The organism is Klebsiella sp. 2019SCSN059, assembly GCF_021739525.1.
Lineage (GTDB): Bacteria > Pseudomonadota > Gammaproteobacteria > Enterobacterales > Enterobacteriaceae > Klebsiella > Klebsiella quasipneumoniae.
In genome coordinates this window covers 26,017-43,979 of the sequence record NZ_JAKKOM010000023.1, presented here as the reverse complement: position 1 = coordinate 43,979, position 17,963 = coordinate 26,017, and the positions used below count along the sequence as shown (strand labels likewise).

Sequence of the window (17,963 nt, the reverse complement as noted above, 5' to 3'; positions counted from 1 at the left end):
TCCCTTTGAACCAAAATCAGTCCCAGAGGAGTGGTGAATGAAAGGTACCATCTTCGCCGTTGCGCTCAATCATCGCAGCCAGCTCGACGCCTGGCGCGAGGCGTTTCAACAGGCCCCCTACAAAACGCCGCCGAAAACCGCGGTCTGGTTTATCAAGCCGCGCAATACCGTGATTGGCGATGGCGAGGCGATCCCCTATCCGCAGGGCGAAACCGTGCAAAGCGGCGCCACCGTGGCGCTGATTGTCGGCAAAACCGCGCGCAAGGTGGCGGCGGAAGAGGCGGCGAACTATATCGCCGGCTACGCGCTGGCGAACGACGTCAGCCTGCCGGAAGAGAGTTTTTATCGCCCGGCGATCAAGGCCAAGTGCCGCGATGGTTTCTGCCCCGTCGGCGCGCTGTCGCCGGTGCGCAACGTCGATAACCTGACCATCATCACCGAAATCAACGGCCGCGAAGCGGACAGCTGGCATACCGGCGATCTGCAGCGTAACGCCGCGCAGCTGCTGAGCGCCTTGAGCGAGTTCGCCACCCTCAATCCCGGCGACGCGATCCTCATCGGTACGCCCCACTCCCGCGTTACGCTGCGTCCCGGCGATCGCGTACGCATTCTCGCCGAGGGCTTCCCGGCGCTGGAAAACCCGGTTGTCGCAGAAGGAGAGCTGGCATGAAACAGGCACGTATTGAATGGCAGGGACAGGTACGCGATGCGGTGGTCGATGAACGCGACCAGGTGCGCCTGGACGATGGCACGGTATTGAAAGAAGGTGAATTCCGCTGGCTGCCGCCCGCCGACGGCACGCTGTTCGCGCTGGGGCTGAACTACGCCGACCACGCCAGCGAGCTGGCGTTTAAGCCGCCAACCGAGCCGCTGGTGTTTATCAAAGCGCCAAACACCTTTACTGGCCACCAGCAGCAGTCGGTACGCCCGGATAACGTGGAATACATGCACTACGAAGCTGAACTGGTGGTGGTGATCGGTAAAACCGCCCGCCGCGTCAGCGAAGCCGAGGCCATGGACTATGTCGCCGGCTATACCGTCTGCAACGACTACGCGATCCGCGACTATCTGGAAAACTACTACCGGCCAAACCTGCGGGTGAAAAGCCGCGACACCCTGACGCCGATCGGCCCGTGGATCGTCGGCAAAGAGGCGATCCCGGATCCGCATAATCTGGCCCTGCGCACCTGGGTCAACGGCGAGCTGCGCCAGCAGGGCACCACCGCCGATCTGATCTTCAGCATCCCGTTTCTCATCGCTTACTTAAGCGAATTTATGACCCTGCAACCGGGCGACATGATCGCCACCGGCACGCCGAAAGGGCTGTCCGACGTGGTGCCAGGCGACGAGGTGATCGTTGAAGTCGAGGGCGTGGGCCGCCTGGTCAACCATATCATCAGCCAGCAAGCGTATGAGGAGACACTGTCATGAAAAAGATTAACCATTGGATCAACGGTAAAAACGTTGCCGGCGCAGACTATTTTCATACCACCAACCCGGCCACCGGCGAAGTGCTGGCGGAAGTCGCCGCCGGCGGTGAAGCCGAAGTCCATCAGGCGGTAGCGGCGGCGAAAGAGGCCTTCCCGAAGTGGGCTAACCTGCCGATGAAAGAGCGCGCGCGTCTGATGCGCCGCCTCGGGGATCTGATCGACCAGAACGTCCCGGAGATCGCGGCGATGGAAACCGCCGATACCGGTCTGCCTATCCACCAGACCAAAAACGTGCTGATCCCGCGCGCCTCCCACAATTTCGAGTTTTTCGCCGAAGTGTGCCAGCAGATGAACGGTAAGACCTATCCCGTCGACGACAAGATGCTGAACTACACCCTGGTGCAGCCGGTGGGCGTCTGCGCGCTGGTGTCGCCGTGGAACGTGCCGTTTATGACCGCCACCTGGAAGGTGGCGCCGTGCCTGGCGTTGGGGAATACCGCGGTGCTGAAGATGTCCGAGCTGTCGCCGCTGACCGCCGACCGTCTGGGCGAACTGGCGCTGGAAGCGGGTATTCCGGCGGGGGTACTGAACGTGGTGCAGGGCTACGGCGCGACGGCGGGCGATGCGCTGGTACGCCACCATGACGTGCGCGCGGTATCGTTTACCGGCGGTACCGCCACCGGGCGCAACATCATGAAAAATGCCGGGCTGAAAAAGTACTCCATGGAGCTGGGCGGCAAATCGCCGGTGCTGATTTTCGAAGACGCCGATATTGAGCGCGCCCTCGACGCCGCGCTGTTCACCATCTTCTCGATCAACGGCGAACGCTGCACCGCCGGCTCGCGCATTTTCATTCAGCAGAGCATCTACCCCGAGTTCGTTAAACGCTTCGCCGAGCGCGCTAACCGCCTGCGCGTCGGCGATCCAACCGACCCGAACACCCAGGTCGGCGCGCTGATTAGCCAGCAGCACTGGGAGAAAGTCTCCGGCTATATCCGCCTCGGCATTGAAGAAGGGGCGACCCTGCTGGCCGGCGGCGCGGATAAACCGTCCGATCTGCCGGCGCATCTGAGAAACGGCAATTTCCTGCGCCCGACGGTGCTGGCGGATGTCGACAACCGCATGCGCGTCGCGCAGGAAGAGATTTTCGGCCCGGTAGCATGTCTGCTGCCTTTTAAAGACGAGGCGGAAGGTCTGCGCCTGGCCAACGATGTGGAATACGGCCTGGCGTCGTATATCTGGACCCAGGACGTCAGCAAAGTGCTGCGTCTGGCGCGCGGTATTGAAGCCGGGATGGTGTTCGTCAACACCCAGAACGTCCGCGACCTGCGTCAGCCGTTCGGCGGCGTGAAGGCCTCCGGCACCGGCCGCGAAGGCGGCGAGTACAGCTTTGAAGTGTTCGCCGAAATGAAAAACGTCTGCATCTCGATGGGCGACCATCCGATCCCGAAATGGGGAGTCTGATATGGGTAAGTTAGCGTTAGCAGCAAAAATCACTCACGTGCCGTCGATGTACCTGTCTGAGCTGCCGGGGAAAAACCACGGCTGCCGCCAGGGCGCTATCGACGGGCATAAAGAAATTGGCAAGCGCTGCCGGGAAATGGGCGTCGATACCATCATCGTGTTCGATACCCACTGGCTGGTCAACAGCGCCTACCACATCAACTGCGCCGACCATTTCCAGGGCGTCTACACCAGTAACGAACTGCCGCACTTTATTCGCGACATGACCTACGACTATGACGGCAACCCGGAGCTGGGTCAGCTCATCGCCGACGAGGCGGTGAAGCTCGGGGTGCGCGCCAAAGCGCACAATATTCCAAGCCTGAAGCTGGAGTACGGCACCCTGGTGCCGATGCGCTACATGAACAGCGATAAGCACTTCAAGGTGGTGTCCATTTCCGCCTTCTGTACCGTTCACGACTTTGCCGACAGCCGCAGACTGGGCGAAGCGATCCTCAAAGCCATTGAGAAATATGACGGCACCGTGGCGGTGCTGGCCAGCGGCTCGCTGTCGCACCGCTTTATCGACGATCAGCGCGCCGAAGAGGGGATGAACAGCTACACCCGCGAGTTCGATCATCAGATGGATGAGCGGGTGGTGAAGCTGTGGCGCGAGGGCAAATTTAAAGAGTTCTGCACCATGCTGCCGGAGTACGCCGACTACTGCTACGGCGAAGGCAACATGCACGACACGGTGATGCTGCTCGGTCTGCTGGGCTGGGATAAATACGACGGCAAGGTGGAGTTTATCACCGAGCTGTTCGCCAGCTCCGGCACCGGCCAGGTTAACGCCGTGTTCCCGCTGCCGGCGCAGGCGTAAGGAGGCCCTATGCCGCATTTTATCGCCGAATGTACCGACAACATCCGCGAGCAGGCCGATCTGCCTGGGCTGTTCGCCAAAGTCAACGAGGCGCTGGCCGCTACCGGCATCTTTCCGATCGGCGGGATCCGCAGCCGTGCCCACTGGCTGGATACCTGGCAGATGGCCGACGGCAGGCAGGATTACGCCTTTGTCCATATGACGCTGAAGATCGGCTCCGGGCGCAGCCTGGAGAGCCGTCAGGACGTGGGAGATATGCTGTTCGCGCTGATCAAATCCCACTTCGCGGCGCTGATGGAGAGCCGCTACCTGGCGCTGTCGTTCGCCATGGAAGAGCTCGATCCGACGCTGAACTACAAACAGAACAACGTGCACGCCTTATTTAAATAACGTGCAAATTGCCCGGTGGCGCTGCGCTTACCGGGCCTACAGCGGCCATGAATTTGTAGGCCGGATAAGCGAAGCGCCATCCGGCAATACAATGCCACAGGAATCACTATGCTCGATAAACAGACCCGAACCCTGATTGCCCAGCGGCTGAATCAGGCCGAAAAACAGCGTGAACAGATCCGCGCGATCTCGCTGGATTATCCGTCGATCACCATTGAGGACGCCTACGCCGTCCAGCGCGAGTGGGTCGAGATGAAGATCGCCGAAGGCCGCGTACTCAAAGGCCACAAGATCGGCCTGACCTCGAAAGCCATGCAGGCCAGCTCGCAGATCAGCGAGCCGGACTACGGCGCGCTGCTTGACGATATGTTCTTCCACGACGGCAGCGATATCCCCACCGACCGCTTTATCGTTCCGCGTATCGAAGTCGAGCTGGCGTTCGTGCTGGCCAAACCGCTGCGCGGCCCGAACTGCACCCTGTTTGACGTCTACAACGCCACCGACTATGTGATCCCGGCGCTGGAGCTGATTGACGCCCGCTGCCACAACATCGACCCGGAAACCCAGCGCCCGCGTAAAGTGTTCGACACCATTTCCGATAACGCCGCCAACGCCGGGGTGATCCTCGGCGGCCGCCCGATCAAGCCCGACGAGCTGGATCTGCGCTGGATCTCCGCCCTGCTGTATCGCAACGGCGTGATTGAGGAGACCGGCGTCGCCGCGGGGGTGCTCAATCACCCGGCCAACGGCGTGGCCTGGCTGGCCAACAAACTGGCGCCGTACGATGTCCAGCTCGAAGCCGGGCAAATCATCCTCGGCGGCTCCTTCACCCGTCCGGTCCCGGCGCGCAAGGGCGATACCTTCCACGTCGACTACGGCAACATGGGCGTCATCAGCTGCCGCTTTGTCTGAGGAGAGCAACATGAACAACGCTTTTAAAGCGGCGCTCAAGGCCGGGCGCCCGCAAATCGGCCTGTGGCTGGGGCTGTGCAGTAGCTACAGCGCCGAACTGCTGGCCGGCGCCGGCTTCGACTGGCTGCTGATCGACGGCGAACACGCGCCCAACAATGTGCAAACGGTGCTGACCCAGCTTCAGGCCATCGCCCCCTACCCCAGCCAGCCGGTGGTCCGCCCATCGTGGAACGACCCGGTGCAGATCAAACAGCTGCTGGATATCGGCGCGCAAACCCTGCTGGTGCCCATGGTGCAGAACGCCGACGAAGCGCGGCTGGCGGTCAGAGCCACCCGCTACCCGCCCGCCGGCATTCGCGGCGTCGGCAGCGCGCTGGCCCGCGCCTCGCGCTGGAATCGGGTGCCGGATTATCTTCACCAGGCCAACGACGCCATGTGCGTCCTGGTACAGATTGAAACCCGCGAAGCGCTGAAAAATCTGCCGCAGATCCTCGATGTCGACGGGGTGGATGGCGTGTTTATCGGCCCGGCGGACCTCAGCGCCGATATGGGCCATGGCGGTAATCCGCAGCACCCGGAAGTGCAGGCCGCCATTGAACAGGCCATCCAGCAAATCCGTCAGGCCGGTAAGGCGCCGGGGATCCTGATGGCCAATGAAGCGCTGGCGAAGCGCTATCTCGAACTGGGCGCGCTGTTCGTCGCCGTCGGCGTCGATACCACCCTGCTGGCGCGCGGCGCAGAAGCGCTGGCGGCCCGTTTTACCCACACCGCAACGACCACAACCGATAACAATAAATCCGTCTATTGAACGGATAATGTGGAGCGCAACATGACTACCTCTACCCTGCAACACAATGATAATAAAGCCGTTGAAGTAGAAAACCGGGTGATCAAAAAGCTTTTCCGCCGCCTGATCACCTTCCTGTTTGTTCTCTTTGTTTTCTCATTTTTGGACCGCATTAATATCGGCTTCGCCGGCCTGACGATGGGCAAAGACCTCGGCCTGACCTCCACCATGTTCGGCCTGGCGGCGACGCTGTTCTACGTCACCTACGTGCTGTGCGGGATCCCCAGCAATATCATGCTGGCGAAAGTCGGCGCGCGCCGTTGGATCGCCGGAATTATGGTGGTCTGGGGGATCGCCTCGACCTGCACCATGTTCGCCACCAGCCCGCATACGCTGTACATCCTGCGCATGCTGGTCGGCATCGCCGAGGCTGGTTTTCTACCGGGCATCCTCGTCTATCTGACCTGGTGGTTCCCGGCCTACCATCGCGCCCGCGCCAACGCCCTGTTTATGATCGCCATGCCGGTGACCATGATGCTCGGCTCGATACTTTCCGGCTATATTCTGGCGCTCGACGGCCTGTGGAACCTGAAGGGCTGGCAGTGGCTGTTTCTGCTGGAAGGCCTGCCGTCGGTGGTGCTCGGCGTCGTCACCTGGTTCTTCCTCAACGACACGCCGGATAAAGCCAACTGGCTCGATAGCGAAGAAAAACAGGCGCTGAAGGCGATGATCGATCGTGAACGGGAAAATGCGGCGGTCGTTCCGGCTTCGCCGCGTTCCACGCTGCGCGAAGTCCTGACGCCAGCGGTGCTGATGTATACCCTGGCCTACTTCTGCCTGACCAATACCCTGAGCGCCATTAATATCTGGACGCCGCAGATCCTGCAGAGCTTCAACACCGGCAGTAGCAACATCATGATTGGCCTGCTGGCGGCGATCCCGCAGTTCTGCACTATTTTCGGCATGATCTGGTGGAGCCGCCGCTCCGACCGGCGCAAAGAGCGCAAAATGCATACCATCCTGCCCTACCTGTTCGCCGCGGCGGGTTGGCTGCTGGCTTCGGCAACTCACCACAGCCTGATCCAGCTGATCGGCATTATTATGGCTTCTGTGGGATCCTTTACCGCGATGGCCATTTTCTGGACCACACCGGATCGGGTGATCAGCCTGCAGTCGCGCGCGGTGGCGCTGGCGGTGATCAACGCCATCGGCAACGTCGGCTCTGCCGTCAGCCCGCTGTTGATCGGCATTTTGCGCGATACCACCGGCAGCTTTAGCTCCGGGCTGTGGTTTGTCGCCGGGCTGCTGATTGTCGGCGCGCTGGTGCTCACCCGCATTCCAATGAGCCAGCGTGAGGACGCCGCCGCCGCGCCGGGCTTAGCGGCGCAGAAAGGCCACTAAGGAGCGGGTATGTGCCAGCATTCCATCGCCAATATCGATATCAATAAAGATTACGACGAGAGCCTGGGCACCGAGGAGGTGCACTATCAGTCGTTTTCCCGCATGGCGGCCTTTTTTGGCCGCGACATGCAGGCGCATCGCCACGACCGCTATTTCCAGATGCACTATCTTGATACCGGGCAGATTGAGCTGCAGCTTGATGACCATCGCTATTCGGTGCAGGCGCCATTGTTTGTGTTAACGCCGCCCTCGGTGCCGCACGCCTTTATTACCGAGTCCGATAGCGATGGCCATGTGCTGACGGTGCACGAAGAACTCATCTGGCCGCTGCTGGAGGTGCTCTATCCCGGCACGCGGGAGACCTTCGGCCTGCCGGGGATCTGCCTGTCGCTGGCGGATAAACCCGACGAGCTGGCGGCGCTGGCCCACTACTGGCAGCTGATCCGCCGGGAATCCACCGCCCAGTTGCCGGGGCGCGAGCACACCCTGGCGCTGCTGGCGCAGGCGGTCTTTACCCTGCTATTGCGTAACGCAAAGCTCGACGATCACGCCGCCAGCGGCATGCGCGGCGAGCTGAAGCTATTCCAGCGCTTTAACCAGATGATCGACAGCCACTACCATCAGCACTGGACGGTACCGGATTACGCCAGGGAGCTGCACCTGACCGAATCGCGGCTGACCGATATCTGTCGCCGCTTTGCCAACCGTTCGCCCAAACGGCTGATATTCGACCGCCAGCTGCGCGAGGCGAAGCGCCTGCTGTTGTTCTCCGATAGCGCCGTCAATGAGATAGCCTGGCAGCTGGGGTTTAAAGACCCCGCTTATTTTGCGCGCTTTTTTAGCCGCCAGGTCGGCTGCTCGCCCAGCAGCTACCGGGCGCAAAAAGTACCGGTATCGTAATTCCCCGCTGGCGCTGCGCCTGCCGGGCGATAGTCCACAGGTCGGTTCAGCGCCGCGCCAGCCGGTAAACGCTGCAGAGATCACAAAATTCACTCCCGCCTGAAAAGTACCCGTCGTTGTCGCAAACGTCCCTTCACGACAAGCGCAATAACCGCTTCAATTGAACAACAAAAACAAAACATATATTTAACATCATTTTCCGATAAATACTGAAGAGGCCCCTATGAAACCTGAAGATTTCCGCGCCGACGCGAAACGCCCGTTAACTGGCGAAGAGTATTTAAAAAGCCTGCAGGATGGCCGCGAAATTTATATCTATGGCGAGCGCGTGAAGGATGTCACCACCCACCCGGCCTTCCGTAACGCCGCGGCCTCCGTCGCTCAACTGTACGATGCGCTGCACAAACCGGAGATGCAGGATTCCCTGTGCTGGGGCACCGATACCGGCAGCGGCGGCTACACCCATAAATTCTTTCGCGTGGCGAAAAGCGCCGACGATCTGCGCCAGCAGCGCGACGCCATCGCCGAGTGGTCGCGCCTAAGCTACGGCTGGATGGGCCGCACCCCGGACTACAAAGCCGCCTTCGGCTGCGCGCTGGGCGCCAACCCGGCGTTTTACGGCCAGTTCGAGCAGAACGCCCGCAACTGGTACACCCGCATTCAGGAAACCGGCCTGTACTTTAACCATGCGATCGTCAACCCGCCGATCGACCGCCACAAGCCGGCCGATGAAGTGAAGGATGTCTACATCAAGCTGGAAAAAGAGACCGATGCCGGGATCATCGTCAGCGGCGCGAAAGTGGTCGCCACCAACTCGGCGCTGACCCACTACAACATGATCGGCTTCGGCTCCGCGCAGGTGATGGGCGAAAACCCGGACTTCGCGCTGATGTTCGTCGCGCCGATGGACGCCGAAGGCGTCAAGCTGATCTCCCGCGCCTCCTATGAGATGGTCGCCGGCGCGACCGGCTCCCCGTACGACTATCCGCTCTCCAGCCGTTTCGACGAGAACGACGCGATTCTGGTAATGGATAAGGTGCTGATCCCATGGGAGAACGTGCTGATTTATCGCGACTTCGACCGCTGCCGCCGCTGGACCATGGAAGGGGGGTTCGCCCGCATGTACCCGCTGCAGGCCTGCGTACGTCTGGCGGTAAAACTGGACTTTATCACCGCCCTGCTGAAGCGCTCGCTGGAATGTACCGGCACCCTCGAGTTCCGCGGCGTGCAGGCCGACCTCGGCGAAGTGGTGGCATGGCGCAACATGTTCTGGGCGCTGAGCGATTCCATGTGCTCGGAAGCGACGCCGTGGGTCAACGGCGCATGGCTGCCGGATCACGCCGCGCTGCAGACCTATCGCGTGATGGCCCCGATGGCCTACGCCAAGATCAAGAACATCATCGAGCGCAACGTCACCAGCGGCCTGATTTATCTGCCGTCCAGCGCCCGCGATCTGAACAACCCGCAGATTGACCAGTATCTGGCGAAGTATGTGCGCGGCTCCAACGGTATGGATCACGTTGAACGTATCAAGATCCTCAAACTGATGTGGGACGCCATCGGCAGCGAGTTCGGCGGCCGCCACGAGCTGTATGAAATCAACTACTCCGGTAGCCAGGATGAGATTCGCCTGCAGTGTCTGCGCCAGGCGCAGAGCTCCGGCAATATGGACAAGATGATGGCGATGGTCGACCGCTGCCTGTCCGAGTACGACCAGAACGGCTGGACGGTGCCGCATCTGCACAATAACGCTGATATCAACATGTTGGATAAGCTGCTGAAGTAATTCGCAGCGGGAGGTCATAATGCAATTAGATGAACAACGCCTGCGTTTTCGCGATGCCATGGCCAGCCTGTCGGCGGCGGTTAACGTAGTCACCACCGCAGGCGAAGCCGGCCGCTGCGGGATTACCGCCACGGCGGTGTGCTCGGTGACGGATACGCCGCCCTCGGTGATGGTGTGTATCAACGCCAACAGCGCGATGAACCCGGTGTTTCAGGGCAACGGCAAGTTGTGCATCAACGTGCTGAATCATGAACAGGAAATCATGGCCCGTCATTTCGCCGGGATGACCGGGGTGACGATGGAAGAGCGTTTTGCCCTCAGCGGCTGGCAGCAGGGCGCGCTCGGGCAGCCGGTGCTGAAGGGGTCGCTGGCCAGCCTCGAGGGGGAGATTAGCCAGGTACAAACCATCGGCACCCACCTGGTCTATCTGGTGGAAATCAGGAATATAACCCTGAGCCAGCAAGGCCACGGGCTGATCTACTTTAAGCGCCGCTTCCACCCGGTAATGATGGAAATGGAAGTCGCAGTGTAATCGCCTTGTCTGCTCCTCCCCGGTTGGGGAGGAGCGTTAACCCACAGCGTCGCAGGCCACAATCTCCTGTGATCACAATCACATAATCCCGCCCTGTTCACTTCGTAGCCAACCGCTTACCCCTTCCAGTAACCGCTTAACCTCCTATATAACCACTCACCAATTTACTCATCTTTACGCGCGCGCCGGTCTGGCAAGATCGGAGACAGCCTAGCTAATCAATACCTCTATCAACCCTTACTTAAAACCAGACGGCTTCGGCCAATTATTCATCTCATTAACGCCAGGTTTTACTATGGATACCAAAAAACTATTCAAGCACATACCCTGGGTGATTCTCGGGATCATCGGGGCATTTTGCCTCTCAGTCGTCGCCCTGCGCCGCGGTGAGCACGTCAGTGCCCTGTGGATCGTGGTGGCGTCGGTTTCCGTGTACCTCGTCGCCTACCGGTATTACAGCCTGTATATCGCGCAGAAGGTGATGAAGCTTGACCCGACGCGCTCCACGCCGGCGGTCATTAATAACGATGGCCTGAACTATGTGCCGACCAACCGCTACGTGCTGTTTGGCCACCACTTTGCCGCGATTGCCGGCGCCGGTCCGCTGGTGGGCCCGGTGCTCGCCGCGCAGATGGGCTACCTGCCGGGTACCCTGTGGCTGCTGGCGGGCGTCGTGCTGGCAGGCGCGGTACAGGACTTTATGGTGCTGTTTATCTCCTCGCGGCGTAACGGCGCCTCGCTGGGCGAGATGATCAAACAGGAGATGGGTCCCGTACCGGGCTCCATCGCGCTGTTCGGCTGCTTCCTGATAATGATCATCATCCTCGCGGTGCTGGCGCTGATCGTGGTGAAAGCGCTGGCGGAAAGCCCGTGGGGCGTCTTCACCGTCTGCTCGACGGTGCCAATTGCCCTGTTTATGGGGATCTACATGCGCTTCCTGCGCCCGGGCCGCGTAGGCGAAGTATCGGTCATCGGTATCGTCCTGCTGGTGGCGTCTATTTACTTCGGCGGCGTGATTGCCCACGACCCGTACTGGGGCCCGGCGCTGACCTTTAAAGACACCACCATCACCTTTACCCTGATTGGCTACGCGTTTATCTCGGCTCTGCTGCCGGTATGGCTTATTCTGGCGCCGCGCGACTACCTGGCGACCTTCCTGAAAATCGGCGTCATCGTTGGCCTGGCGCTGGGTATCGTGATCCTTAACCCGGACCTGAAAATGCCGGCGGTGACCCAGTACATTGACGGTACCGGTCCGCTGTGGAAAGGCGCCCTGTTCCCGTTCCTGTTTATCACTATTGCCTGCGGCGCGGTATCCGGCTTCCACGCTCTGATCGCCTCCGGCACCACGCCGAAGCTGCTGGCCAACGAAACCGACGCCCGCTTTATCGGCTACGGCGCAATGCTGATGGAGTCCTTCGTGGCGGTGATGGCGCTGGTAGCGGCCTCAATTATCGAACCGGGCCTCTACTTCGCGATGAACACCCCGCCGGCGGGTCTGGGTATCACCATGCCGAACCTGCACGAAATGGGCGGTGAAAACGCGGCGCTGATTGCCGCCCAGCTGAGGGATGTCACCGCTCACGCGGCAGCGACCGTCAGCTCCTGGGGCTTCGTGATCTCACCTGAGCAAATCCTGCAAACCGCGAAAGATATCGGCGAACCTTCCGTACTGAACCGCGCAGGCGGCGCGCCGACGCTGGCCGTGGGTATCGCTCATGTGTTCCACAAAATCATCCCGATGGCGGATATGGGCTTCTGGTACCACTTCGGTATCCTGTTTGAAGCGCTGTTTATCCTCACCGCGCTGGATGCCGGGACCCGCGCAGGCCGCTTTATGCTGCAGGATCTGCTGGGTAACTTCGTGCCGTTCCTGAAAAAAACCGACTCGCTGGTCGCCGGGATTATCGGTACCGCCGGCTGCGTCGGGCTGTGGGGCTACCTGCTGTATCAGGGCGTGGTCGACCCGCTGGGCGGCGTGAAGAGCCTGTGGCCGCTGTTCGGTATCTCTAACCAGATGCTGGCCGCGGTGGCGCTGGTGCTTGGCACCGTGGTGCTGGTCAAAATGCAGCGCACCAAATATATCTGGGTCACCGTGATCCCGGCTGCATGGCTGCTGCTGTGCACCACCTGGGCGCTGGGCCTGAAGCTTTTCAGCACCAACCCGCAGATGGAAGGCTTCTTCTTTATGGCTCAGCAGTATAAAGAGAAGATCGCTTCCGGCGGCGAACTGACCGCACAGCAGATTGCCAACATGAACCATATCGTGGTCAACAACTACACCAACGCCGGCCTGAGTATCCTGTTCCTGGTGGTGGTGTACAGCATCATCTTCTACGGCATCAAAACCTGGCTCACTGTCCGCAACAATAAAGTGCGTACCGACAAAGAGACCCCGTACGTGCCGGTACCGGAAGGCGGCGTGAAGACCTCGTCACATCATTAACCCCGATGCCGGATGGCGCTACGCTTATCCGGCCTACAAAAAAGCGCATCAACGTAGGCCGGAGAAGGCGCTAGCCGCCATCCGGCTTTATTCGTTATCTGGAACTTACAATGTTTGGTAACTTAGGTCAGGCAAAAAAATATCTCGGTCAGGCGGCGAAAATGCTGATTGGCATTCCGGATTACGACAACTACGTCACCCATATGCAAACCAACCATCCGGATCAGCCGTACATGACTTATGAAGAATTCTTCCGCGAACGCCAGCAGGCCCGCTACGGCGGCGACGGCAAAGGCGGCGTCCGCTGCTGTTAATGGAGGCAATAATGGCACCGATTGCAGTCACCCTACTCACCGGTTTTCTCGGCGCAGGTAAAACCACCCTGTTGCGCCATATTCTCAACGAACAGCACGGCTTTAAAATCGCCGTGATTGAAAATGAATTTGGCGAAGTCGCCGTCGATGACCAGCTGATCGGCGACCGCGCCACGCAGATTAAAACCCTGACCAACGGCTGCATCTGCTGTACGCGCTCCAACGAACTGGAAGACGCCCTGCTCGATCTGCTCGACAGCCGCGACCGCGGTGAAATCGAGTTCGACCGGCTGGTGATTGAATGCACCGGCATGGCCGACCCGGGGCCGATCATCCAGACCTTTTTCTCCCACGAGGTGCTTTGCGAGCGCTATCTGCTGGATGGCGTGATCGCCCTGGTGGATGCGGTCCATGCCGACCAGCAGATGGATCAGTTCACCATCGCCCAGTCGCAGGTAGGCTACGCAGACCGCATTTTGCTGACCAAAACTGATGTTGCCGGCGACACCGAAAAATTGCGCGAACGGCTGGCGCGCATTAATGCCCGGGCGCCGATTTATACCGTCATTCACGGCGATATCGATCTTAGCCAGCTGTTTAACACCAGCGGCTTTATGCTGGAAGAAAACGTTGTTAACAGCAAACCACGTTTCCACTTTATGGCAGAGAAGCAAAACGACGTGTCATCAATCGTGGTTGAGATGGATTACCCGGTGGATATCAGCGAAGTGTCGCGAGTAATGGAAAACCTGCTGCTCTCCTTCGCCGAGCAATTGATGCGCTATAAAGGGATGCTGTGGATCGACGGCGAGCCAAATCGCCTGCTGTTCCAGGGCGTGCAGCGCCTCTACAGCGCCGACTGGGATCGCCCGTGGGGCGATGAAACGCCGCACAGCACGCTGGTGTTTATCGGCATTCAGTTGCCGGAAGAGGAGATTCGCACGGCATTTGCCGGGCTACGACGCTAATCTGCCCGCCTGCGCGCTAAGGCGCAGGCCCCCTTCTCTCCCCGTACATCGTCAAAGACAGGGTTAAAACGTCGTCATCGCGTCGAAAAATGTAAATCAACGTTTTTATAAGTAACAGCAGAAACACTTTTGGAAATAATAAGAAATTCAATGAATAGGATGCTTAATAATTAATGCCCGCCCTGTTCAGTTTCTGTTTAGCCCACCCATTAAACTGTGGCTAAACAGACCAAATTTGATGATTGACCTCGCCATAACCCAACGTCATTACAACATTTTCAAAACACTTCCCTGACAAACACAGCATAAAAAATCGACGTAAGTCACATTTGCAGAGGTAAACATCGATTGTTAAGGTGCCCTCAGACAAATTTAATGACGAGGAGCAAACCATGAAAAAGCTTAACATCCTGATTGTTGCTGCCCTGACCGCGGTCTCTGGTTCCGCCATGGCAATGGGGTTTACCGTTGAACAAGGTAAGAATTTTACCAACCTGAATATGGAAATGGGTAAATCCTCTTCCGGCCTGTATGCCGAAAGCCACTGGCTGAAGAATACCGATGATGGTAGCCAGACCGGCGGCGTTGGCGCGGGTTACAATCTGGAAGTTGGCCCGGTGATGCTCAACGCTGGCGCGAAAGCTATCTACCTCGGGCCGAAAAAAGGCGATAACGGCGTCGCGTTTCCGGTCGGCGGCGGGGTGAACGTGGCCCTGACCGACAGCATCCACGTGTTTGGCGAAGGGTATGTCGCGCCCGACGGCCTGAACAACAGCGTGAAAAACTATGTTGAGGCGAACGGCGGCGTGAGCTGGTCCCCGGTTGGTCCACTGACCCTGAAGGTCGGTTACCGTCACGTGAGCGTTGACGGCAAAGAGGGCCGCCCAAACCACACCCTGATTGATGGCGCCTACGTGGGCGGCGGGATTACCTTCTGATGAAATCACGTCTCGCCGCGCTCTCTGCGCTGAGCCTGGCGTTGCTGCTCACCGGCTGCACTCAGTATACCTGGGTGAAGCCGGGTTTAAGCGATGCCGACATGCATAAAAAGCTCACCGAATGTGAAGCGCAGGCCCTGGTCGATCTCCCTCCGGATAACGTGGTGACCGGGTCCAGTTCAGAAAAAAGCGACAAAAAGCATAAGAAACAGGATGTTGAAACAAGTTATACGGTAGAAGACGCGAATGAATATCAGCGGGAGACCTTAGTCGACAGCTGTATGTTCAAAAGCGGCTGGGATAAAGTCGAAGTGCAATAAATCTATTATAAAAAAACCTGCCGGATGGCAGGTTTTTTTATGGTCGGGCTTAGCGGCGAACCACCACCAGCTTTTGGTTCACAAACTCTTTGATGCCGAGATCGGAGAGCTCCCGGCCATAACCGGAACGCTTCACGCCGCCAAACGGCAGTTCAGGCGCGGTATCGGTCAGCCAGTTGATATAGACCATCCCGGTTTCAATGGCGGATGCCATCCGTTTAGCGCGTTCGATATCCTGACTGAACACCGCGCCGCCCAGGCCATAGTGAGAATCGTTGGCAAGCGCAATCACCTCCTCATCGTTTTTCACCACGTAGATCTGCGCCACCGGGCCAAAGAACTCTTCGAAGTACGCCGGGTTGTCGCGGGAGATACCGGTCAGGATAGTGGGTTCAAAGAAGTTGCCGTCTCGCGCCACGGGTTTGCCGCCCAGATGCAGCGTGGCGCCGTTTTTGACCGCCTCGTCAACCTGCTTGCTTAAGGTTTCCAGCGCATCTTTAGAGGAGAGCGGCCCCAGCGTGGTGCTTTCATCCAGCGGATCGCCTATTTTTACCTGGCGAAACGCCTCGCTAAATTTCGTCAGAAACGACTCAGCGATGTTCTCATGCAGGATAAACCGCTTGGCGGCAGTACACACCTGGCCGGCGTTGTTCAGCCGCGCCTGGACGCCGATTTTCACCGCGCGATCGAGGTCGGCATCGTCGAGCACCACAAACACATCGTTGCCGCCGAGTTCCAGGGTCGATTTTTTAATATGCTTCGCCGCCTGCGCCGCCACCACGCTGCCAGCTTTTTCCGACCCGGTCAGCGCCGCGCCCTGCACACGATCGTCGGCGATAATCTTCGCCACCTGATCCTGGGAGATAAACAGATTGGTCCACGCCCCATCTGGTGCGCCGGCCTCGCGCACCAGATGAGCAAAGGTTTCCGCGCAGTGCGGCACAATGCTGGCGTGTTTGGCGATAACCGGGTTCCCGGCCGCCAGGTTTGGCGCCAGGACGCGCATCAGCTGGTAATAGGGGAAGTTCCACGGTTCCACCGCCACTAATACGCCGATGGGATGGTGTTCAACCCAGGCGTCGCCGAGTTCGGTGGGGTATTTCACCGGCGCCAGCATCGATTTGGCGTTATCGGCGTAATAGCGGGCGATTTGCGCGCACAGTTTTACTTCGCCGCGGCTCTGCTTAATGAGTTTCCCCATCTCCTCGCTGGCGATTTTCGCCAGATCTTCCGCCCGGCTGTCGATCAGATCCGCCAGCTTATGCAACACCGCCAGACGCGGTTCAATATCGCCTTTCGCCCAGGCAGAATGATAGAGCGCATCCGCCTGCCGCAGCGCCGCCTCCACGTCCGCATCGCTGTGCGCCGGGTACGTTTTAATAAGCTGATTGTTCGCAGGATTCACCGTCTGATAGGCCATATCGCATGTCTCCTTGTTATCGCTATTAAGGCAGTCAAAAATGCCGTTAAGGATATTAAGGGTAGTCGAGATGGCTGGCGATGCGGGTAAAGTTAGGTATATCCGGAATATTCCATAACGGTGGCTAACCGGGGCGACCGTCAGGCCGTCCCGGCGTTATCAATGCGCCAGCGCGGCGATCTCATCGGCGGTCAGGCCGGTGATTTTCACCACCGTCTCGCGGGCAATGCCGTCGGCCAGCATCCTCTGGGCAATGCGCAGCGCCTCGGCATGCTGTCCTTCACGCTTGCCTTTTCTGCGCCACACTTCCTGTAATCGTTCGGCGATGGTCATCAATCTCTCCCTGTGCTGAGGAACCCGTTGCGCCACTTCCTGGATAAACCGGCCAAAGCGACGCGCGTTGCCAGTCTGCAGTAGATAATTAAACAGCGTTTTTATCTGCCTGTCATTAGCGTCACCGCTAAGTAAAATCGTCGTCAGCTGCTCAACAATCGCCATTAAATCGCGCTGGCGAATATGCTTCTGTATCAGCTCGAGTAATGCCACCCGCCGGTGACGAACGATCTCATCGTCGGGGATCACCGTGATATCCACCAGCGGAAAGGGCGAGGCATAAAGCTCCCTCGCCAGCGGTGGATCGGCAAAGCAGTCCAGCCAGCTGAGCGACCACGGGTATGGCGTGGTCGCTCCGTGATAGAACAGCATCGGCACCACCAGCGGCAGTCTGGTATGACCGTTATCCAGATGGCGCTGCATCGCGGCGATGGCGTAGCGCATCAGGCGAAAAGCCATTTGCACGTCCGGTGAGCTCTGATGTTCGATAACCACATAAATGTATCCCTTGCCAGACGCGGTTTTGAGTGACCACAGCACATCGGAGTACCAGGCCCGCAGGCTCTCCTCGATAAAGCTTGCCGACTCCAGCTGTAAGGTATCGAGGTCGCAGCGCTGACGCAGCGCAGGCGGTAGATGGATCGCCAGGAAATCACGCGCGATGTCGGCCTGAGTGAGAAACTGTTTAAACACCGCATCATGCGGCGTCGAGGTGGTGCCCTTTGCCATCGGCTCATCCCTGCCTGCTTATCCTGCAGGGACT

18 protein-coding genes are annotated in these 17,963 nt (G+C 59.1%); 16 read left to right on the top strand and 2 right to left on the bottom strand.

All coding sequences use genetic code 11. The features are described 5' to 3' along the window. Window positions 1-37: 37 nt before the first annotated feature. The 16 genes from L2I46_RS20370 (at window position 38) to L2I46_RS20295 (ending at window position 15,447) form a co-directional block, all read left to right on the top strand. On the top strand, window positions 38-670 hold the full coding sequence (locus tag L2I46_RS20370) for a fumarylacetoacetate hydrolase family protein (protein WP_049014166.1): 633 nt from the start codon (window positions 38-40) through the stop codon (window positions 668-670). Further along, window positions 667-1,431 carry a fumarylacetoacetate hydrolase family protein gene (locus L2I46_RS20365; protein ID WP_044525284.1) on the top strand — a complete coding sequence of 255 codons (765 nt, stop codon included), beginning with the start codon at window positions 667-669 and terminating at the stop codon, window positions 1,429-1,431. The genes L2I46_RS20370 and L2I46_RS20365 overlap by 4 nt, the downstream gene beginning before the upstream one ends. Next, window positions 1,428-2,894 carry a 5-carboxymethyl-2-hydroxymuconate semialdehyde dehydrogenase gene (hpaE, locus tag L2I46_RS20360; protein WP_236948186.1) on the top strand — a complete coding sequence of 489 codons (1,467 nt, stop codon included), beginning with the start codon at window positions 1,428-1,430 and terminating at the stop codon, window positions 2,892-2,894. The genes L2I46_RS20365 and hpaE overlap by 4 nt, the downstream gene beginning before the upstream one ends. A 1-nt stretch (window position 2,895) precedes the next feature. Then, window positions 2,896-3,753: a 3,4-dihydroxyphenylacetate 2,3-dioxygenase gene (gene hpaD / locus L2I46_RS20355; protein ID WP_002887492.1), complete on the top strand. Its 858-nt coding sequence runs from the start codon at window positions 2,896-2,898 to the stop codon at window positions 3,751-3,753. Window positions 3,754-3,762: 9 nt separating this feature from the next. Beyond that, the gene (locus L2I46_RS20350; protein WP_064158449.1) at window positions 3,763-4,143 is read left to right on the top strand and encodes a 5-carboxymethyl-2-hydroxymuconate Delta-isomerase; all 381 of its coding nucleotides are present in this window, start codon (window positions 3,763-3,765) and stop codon (window positions 4,141-4,143) included. 108 nt (window positions 4,144-4,251) lie between these two features. Beyond that, entirely contained in the window at window positions 4,252-5,055 is an 804-nt protein-coding gene (hpaH, locus tag L2I46_RS20345) for a 2-oxo-hept-4-ene-1,7-dioate hydratase (protein WP_004182838.1), read from the top strand. Window positions 5,056-5,065: 10 nt separating this feature from the next. Continuing rightward, complete coding sequence (gene hpaI / locus L2I46_RS20340; RefSeq protein WP_044525283.1) at window positions 5,066-5,863, top strand: 4-hydroxy-2-oxoheptanedioate aldolase; 798 nt, start codon at window positions 5,066-5,068, stop codon at window positions 5,861-5,863. A gap of 21 nt (window positions 5,864-5,884) precedes the next feature. Next, a complete protein-coding gene (gene hpaX / locus L2I46_RS20335; protein ID WP_023291848.1) occupies window positions 5,885-7,243 on the top strand; it encodes a 4-hydroxyphenylacetate permease in 1,359 nt (452 codons plus the stop codon). Between the two features lie 9 nt (window positions 7,244-7,252). Further along, window positions 7,253-8,143, top strand: coding sequence for a 4-hydroxyphenylacetate catabolism regulatory protein HpaA (hpaA, locus tag L2I46_RS20330; RefSeq protein WP_023291847.1), 891 nt, complete (start codon window positions 7,253-7,255; stop codon window positions 8,141-8,143). A 223-nt stretch (window positions 8,144-8,366) separates the two neighbouring features. Continuing rightward, window positions 8,367-9,929: a 4-hydroxyphenylacetate 3-monooxygenase, oxygenase component gene (gene hpaB / locus L2I46_RS20325; protein ID WP_002887473.1), complete on the top strand. Its 1,563-nt coding sequence runs from the start codon at window positions 8,367-8,369 to the stop codon at window positions 9,927-9,929. A gap of 19 nt (window positions 9,930-9,948) precedes the next feature. Then, window positions 9,949-10,461, top strand: coding sequence for a 4-hydroxyphenylacetate 3-monooxygenase reductase subunit (locus tag L2I46_RS20320; protein WP_023291846.1), 513 nt, complete (start codon window positions 9,949-9,951; stop codon window positions 10,459-10,461). A 295-nt stretch (window positions 10,462-10,756) separates the two neighbouring features. Then, complete coding sequence (gene btsT, locus L2I46_RS20315) at window positions 10,757-12,907, top strand: pyruvate/proton symporter BtsT (protein ID WP_044525281.1); 2,151 nt, start codon at window positions 10,757-10,759, stop codon at window positions 12,905-12,907. A 110-nt stretch (window positions 12,908-13,017) separates the two neighbouring features. Continuing rightward, entirely contained in the window at window positions 13,018-13,221 is a 204-nt protein-coding gene (locus L2I46_RS20310; protein WP_002887451.1) for a YbdD/YjiX family protein, read from the top strand. Between the two features lie 11 nt (window positions 13,222-13,232). After that, window positions 13,233-14,189, top strand: a complete 957-nt coding sequence (gene yjiA / locus L2I46_RS20305; protein ID WP_032454757.1) for a GTPase — start codon at window positions 13,233-13,235, stop codon at window positions 14,187-14,189. 392 nt (window positions 14,190-14,581) lie between these two features. Then, window positions 14,582-15,127, top strand: coding sequence for a YfaZ family outer membrane protein (locus L2I46_RS20300; protein ID WP_023291843.1), 546 nt, complete (start codon window positions 14,582-14,584; stop codon window positions 15,125-15,127). Continuing rightward, complete coding sequence (locus L2I46_RS20295; protein ID WP_032454756.1) at window positions 15,127-15,447, top strand: hypothetical protein; 321 nt, start codon at window positions 15,127-15,129, stop codon at window positions 15,445-15,447. Before L2I46_RS20300 ends, L2I46_RS20295 begins: the two co-directional genes overlap by 1 nt. 49 nt (window positions 15,448-15,496) lie before the next feature. Here the strand turns inward: L2I46_RS20295 and L2I46_RS20290 are convergent, their stop codons facing one another. Further along, window positions 15,497-16,867 (bottom strand): NAD-dependent succinate-semialdehyde dehydrogenase, encoded by a 1,371-nt coding sequence (locus L2I46_RS20290; RefSeq protein WP_236948185.1) that lies wholly within the window; start codon window positions 16,865-16,867, stop codon window positions 15,497-15,499. Window positions 16,868-17,026: 159 nt separating this feature from the next. Then, complete coding sequence (locus tag L2I46_RS20285; protein WP_023291840.1) at window positions 17,027-17,929, bottom strand: Rpn family recombination-promoting nuclease/putative transposase; 903 nt, start codon at window positions 17,927-17,929, stop codon at window positions 17,027-17,029. Between the last annotated feature and the right edge of the window lie 34 nt (window positions 17,930-17,963).